Below are 4,608 nucleotides of genomic sequence, written 5' to 3'. Positions count from 1 at the left end.
GGCGATGTGAATACGCGCCCGGCCCCCTCCGACCCGCGGGGGCGGCGCCGGCGGCGTAGCGGAGAGGTGCAGGAGGTGTCAGGTCGAAGGCACGGTACCGCTCAGCCGACGTCGCGCCGGAGCCACGTCACCTCGGCGCCCTCGGCACCGCTGCGATAGGGCTCGAGTTCGTCGTCCCATGCCGTCCCCAGCGCCCGGTGGATTTCGGCGGCGGCGTCGGACGAGGCCAGGATGGCGCGCAGACGCATCTCTCCGACGACGACGTCGCCGTTCGCGCTGGCGCACCCCCGCCACAGTCCCAGCCGGGGAACGTAGCTGTAGCGCTCGCCGTCGACACCCTCGCTGGGATTCTCGGTGATCTCGAAGCGCAGCATCGGCCACACACTCAGAGCCTCCGCGAGGCGGCCGGCGGTGCCGACCGGACCGACCCAGTCGATGGAGGTCCGCAGCACGCCCACGTCGGCGGGCTGACCGATCCAGGTCAGTTCCGGGCGACTGCTCAGCGTGGCAGCCAGCGCCCATTCGATATGTGGACAGACCGCGGCGGGCGAAGAGTGGATATAGATCACCCCGGTCGTCACATCCGCGAACTGATTGGATACGCGCATAGATACACCTCCGGTTCGACGAGGACGTCTTCCCCAACGGCCTCTGCGCGAAGGTTTCTCCATGCGACTGGGAACAAGTGTGCTCCTGTTGCCAGTGTTTCGCCAGGAAACGAAAGAGGTTTATGTGAGTTCAGCGATTACCGAGTCACTCAGTGCAGGCCAGAGCGGTTTTGCCCAGTCTCCGAAGTCCCTATCGGTAAGTACCACAGATGCCGCGCCGAATTCGGGATCTACCCAGAGAAATGTCCCCGATTGGCCGAAATGCCCGAATGTACGGGAAGAATTCTTTGTGCCGGTCCAGTGCGGATTCTTCTCGCCGCGGATTTCGAAACCCAACCCCCAATCGTTGGGCTTGAACATTCCGTATCCGGGCACCAATCCGTTCAGCCCCGGAAACTGCACGTCGGTCGCCTCACCGAACAGCACGTCGGAGACGAGTGTCGGGGCCAGCAACTCCCCCGCGAACACGGCAAGGTCCGCGGCCGACGAACGGCCTCCGTGGCCCGCCGGACCGGGCAGGCTCGAGTCGCCCATCCCGAGAGGCTCGAACACCGCCTGGGTCACGTAGTCCGGGAACGCGATATCGCTCTCGGTGGCGATCAACTCACCGAGAACCTCGAAGCCCGCACTCGAGTAGATGCGCTTGCGCCCGGGTTCGGCTGCGACGGTGCGCTCTCCGAACGCCAGCCCCGACGCGTGGGCGAGCAGGTGCCGCACCGTCGATCCGGGCGGGCCTGCGGGCTGATCGAGTTCGATGGCCCCTTCCTCGATCGCCACGAGAGCCGCGTATGCGACGAGGGGTTTGGTCACCGAGGCCAGCGAGTACACCGCCCGCTGATCTCCGGTGGACGCAACCACGCCGCCGTCGCGAGTGACGACAGCGGCGGCGGCATGGTCGACGGGCCATTCGGATATCACTTCGAGACTGCGCACCGACCCAGGGTACGAGATGGTGGGCGCAGCAAGGTCACCAGTCGGCTTCTGTGTAGCGGATCACGCCACGGATGTTCTTGCCGTCGAGCATGTCCCGGTATCCGTCGTTGATCTGTTCGAGCGTGTACGTGCGGGTCACCATGTCCGCGAGGTTGAGCTGACCGGACTTGTAGAGGTCCAGCAACTGGGGGATGTCGACGCGGGCGTTGCAGCCACCGAAGATGTTGCCCTTGAGATCCTTCTGCAGCATGGAGAACAGGAACGAGTTCAGCTTGACGTCCATGTCCGACATGAAGCCCATGGCCGTGACGACACACTTGCCGCCCTTCGCGGTGAGCGTCAGCGCCGGGTCGACCAGGTCACCCTTCATCTCACCGACGGTGATGATCGTCTCCTGGCACATACGTCCCCAGGTGACCTCCATGATCGGCACGATCGCTTCCTCGATCGACGCGTAGGTGTGGGTGGCACCGAACTTCATGGCCTGCTCACGCTTCCACGGCACCGGATCGATCGCGAAGACGTAGCGGGCACCGGACGCGACCGCGCCCTGCAGCGCGCTCATACCTACGCCGCCGACACCGATGATCGCGACCGAATCGCCCGGCTTGACGTCGGCGATGTGCGTAGCCGAACCCCAGCCCGTCGGAACGCCGCAACCCACCAGGGCGGCGAGCTCGAACGGCACATCCTTGTCGATCTTGACGACCTGGCTCTGATTCACGGTCATGTACGGGGAGAACGTCCCGAGCAGGCACATCGGGATGACGTTCTGGCCGCGCGCCTGGATCCGGTAGCTGCCGTCGGAGATCGCCTGACCGCTGAGGAGTCCGGCGCCCAGATCGCACAGGTTCGAGTGTCCGCTCGCACACGACGGGCATCGTCCACACGCGGGAATGAAGGACAGCACGACGTGGTCGCCGACCTCGAAACCGACGACACCGTCGCCGACCTTCGTGATGACGCCGGATCCCTCGTGCCCGCCCATGACCGGGAAGGACGGCATGGGCGTCGCGCCGGTGACGATGTGGTGGTCGGAGTGGCACATGCCGGCGGCTTCCATGCGGATCTGGACTTCACCCGCCACGGGATCGCCGAGCTCGATGTCCTCGACCGACCACGCTTCGTCGAGCCCCCACAGCACTGCACCCTTGGTCTTCATCTGACGCCCTCCATCGCATTGCAAGTTGTGCACGTGACGATAACCACATTCCTCCGTAATTGGAACAGGTTCTATAAAGCTTTCCGCGCGCATGGCGCGCTCCGCCCGCGGCCCGGCGTCGGATATGGTGCTCTCATTGTGGAGAATGCAATTTCCGTCTAGCGTGATTGTCATGGCCGCAGTCCTCGGGACACCGGGCGGCGGCACCGAACAACGGAGGATGACCTATGACGACGAAGGCGCTCGCGCCCGACGTTTCGACCTGGCCGGCGGAGGACCCCCAACTCGTCGGCAGCCACTGCGCCGACTGCGCCGCCACCACCTGGCCGCAGCAACCGCGGTGCCCGCGGTGCAGCGGAGCGAACGTGTCGGAACTGTTGCTCCCCCGGCGCGGAACCCTGGTCGCCTGGACGACACAGGGATTCGTCCCGAAGCAGCCGTACGCCGGCAACGAAACCGCCGCCACCTTCACACCGTTCACGTTCGGCCTCGTCCAGCTCGGCGACGTCGTGCGGGTCGAGGCGCGGCTGACCGAGTCGGATCCCGCCGAGCTGCGGCCCGGCATGGAGCTCGAACTCACCTTCGTGCCGTTCTACGTCGACGAGGACGGCACCGAAATCGTCACGTGGGCGTTCGAGCCGATCTGACCAGCACACACCTGATCGAGGAGTCCTTGAAACTATGAACGACGTTGCCATCATCGGTGTGGGCCTTCACCCGTTCGGCAGATTCGGCACCAAGTCGGCCATCGAGATGGCGGCCGACGCAATCCAGCTCGCACTCGAAGATTCGGGTGTGGCGTGGCGAGACATCCAGTTCGGTATCGGCGGTAGCTACGAGGTGGACAACACCGACGCCGTGACCCGGCTGGTAGGCCTGACCGGCATCCCCTTCACCAACGTGTTCAACGCGTGTGCCACCTCCGCGAGTGCGATCGAACAGACCGCGGACGGCATCCGGTCCGGGAAGTACGACATCGGCATCGCCGTCGGCACCGACAAGCACCCGCGTGGTGCGTTCACCGCCGACCCCGCCATGCTGGGCCTGCCGGCCTGGTATGCCGAGAACGGCCAGTTCGTCACCACGAAGTTCTTCGGCATGAAGGCCAACCGCTACACCCTCGAGCACAACATCTCCCACGAGACGCTCGCCCGGGTCGCCGCCAAGAACTACCGCAACGGCGGACTGAACCCGAAGGCATTCCGGCGCACCGAATTCAGCATCGAGGAGATCCTCGAATCGCCCATGCTGAACTACCCGCTCACGGCCAAGATGTTCTGTGCTCCCGACGAAGGCGCTGCGGCAGTCATCATGTGCCGCGGCGATCTGGCATCGAAGTACACGGAGAACAAGCCGGTGTACCTGCGTTCCACCGCGATTCGCACCCGCACGTACGGCGCCTATGAGGTGCACGCGACGTGGGCAGCGGTGGACGAGGACGTCTCTCCGACCGTGTACGCCGCGAAGGCAGCGTACGAGGCGGCCGGCATCGGACCCGAGGACGTCGACATCGCGCAGTTGCAGGACACCGACGCCGGTGCGGAGGTCATCCACATGGCCGAGACCGGGCTGTGCGCCGACGGTGACCAGGAAAAGCTGATCGCAGAGGGCGCCACCGAGATCGGCGGCTCGCTGCCCGTGAACACCGACGGTGGTCTCATCGCAAACGGTGAGCCGATCGGCGCGTCCGGCATTCGCCAGGTGCACGAGCTCGTCGTGCAGCTCCGCGGCCAGGCGGGCGATCGCCAGGTGCCCGGAGAGCCGAAGGTCGGACTGGCCCAGGTCTACGGAGCCCCCGGAACGGCCGCCGCGTCGATCCTGTCCCTCTGATCGTGCGCGCTACGTAACTGCTGTTCGCAGCCGGAAAGGAGGCGGCCCCGGCCCCCCCCCCGCGCCCCGGGTTTT

General features: G+C 65.6%; 5 protein-coding genes. 2 read left to right on the top strand and 3 right to left on the bottom strand.

What is annotated here, in order from left to right:
* Positions 1-101 precede the first annotated feature (101 nt).
* The 3 genes from TVH25_RS20930 to TVH25_RS20920 form a co-directional block, all read right to left on the bottom strand.
* Positions 102-608 (bottom strand): DUF3145 domain-containing protein, encoded by a 507-nt coding sequence (locus tag TVH25_RS20930; RefSeq protein WP_169620253.1) that lies wholly within the window; start codon positions 606-608, stop codon positions 102-104.
* A 120-nt stretch (positions 609-728) separates the two neighbouring features.
* The gene (locus TVH25_RS20925; RefSeq protein WP_169620254.1) at positions 729-1,541 is read right to left on the bottom strand and encodes a serine hydrolase domain-containing protein; all 813 of its coding nucleotides are present in this window, start codon (positions 1,539-1,541) and stop codon (positions 729-731) included.
* A gap of 34 nt (positions 1,542-1,575) precedes the next feature.
* Positions 1,576-2,703, bottom strand: a complete 1,128-nt coding sequence (locus TVH25_RS20920; protein WP_169620255.1) for an NDMA-dependent alcohol dehydrogenase — start codon at positions 2,701-2,703, stop codon at positions 1,576-1,578.
* Between the two features lie 227 nt (positions 2,704-2,930).
* Here TVH25_RS20920 and TVH25_RS20915 point away from each other — a divergent pair, with 227 nt between their 5' ends.
* Both TVH25_RS20915 and TVH25_RS20910 read left to right on the top strand, forming a co-directional pair.
* Entirely contained in the window at positions 2,931-3,350 is a 420-nt protein-coding gene (locus tag TVH25_RS20915) for a Zn-ribbon domain-containing OB-fold protein (protein WP_169620256.1), read from the top strand.
* 34 nt (positions 3,351-3,384) lie between these two features.
* A complete protein-coding gene (locus TVH25_RS20910) occupies positions 3,385-4,533 on the top strand; it encodes a thiolase family protein (RefSeq protein ID WP_422425379.1) in 1,149 nt (382 codons plus the stop codon).
* Positions 4,534-4,608 lie beyond the last annotated feature (75 nt).

Source organism: Rhodococcus sp. 7Tela_A2 (assembly GCF_049311045.1).
GTDB lineage: Bacteria > Actinomycetota > Actinomycetes > Mycobacteriales > Mycobacteriaceae > Rhodococcus.
Note: the sequence above shows the minus strand (reverse complement) of the source record. Positions and strands in the feature narration are given on the sequence as shown.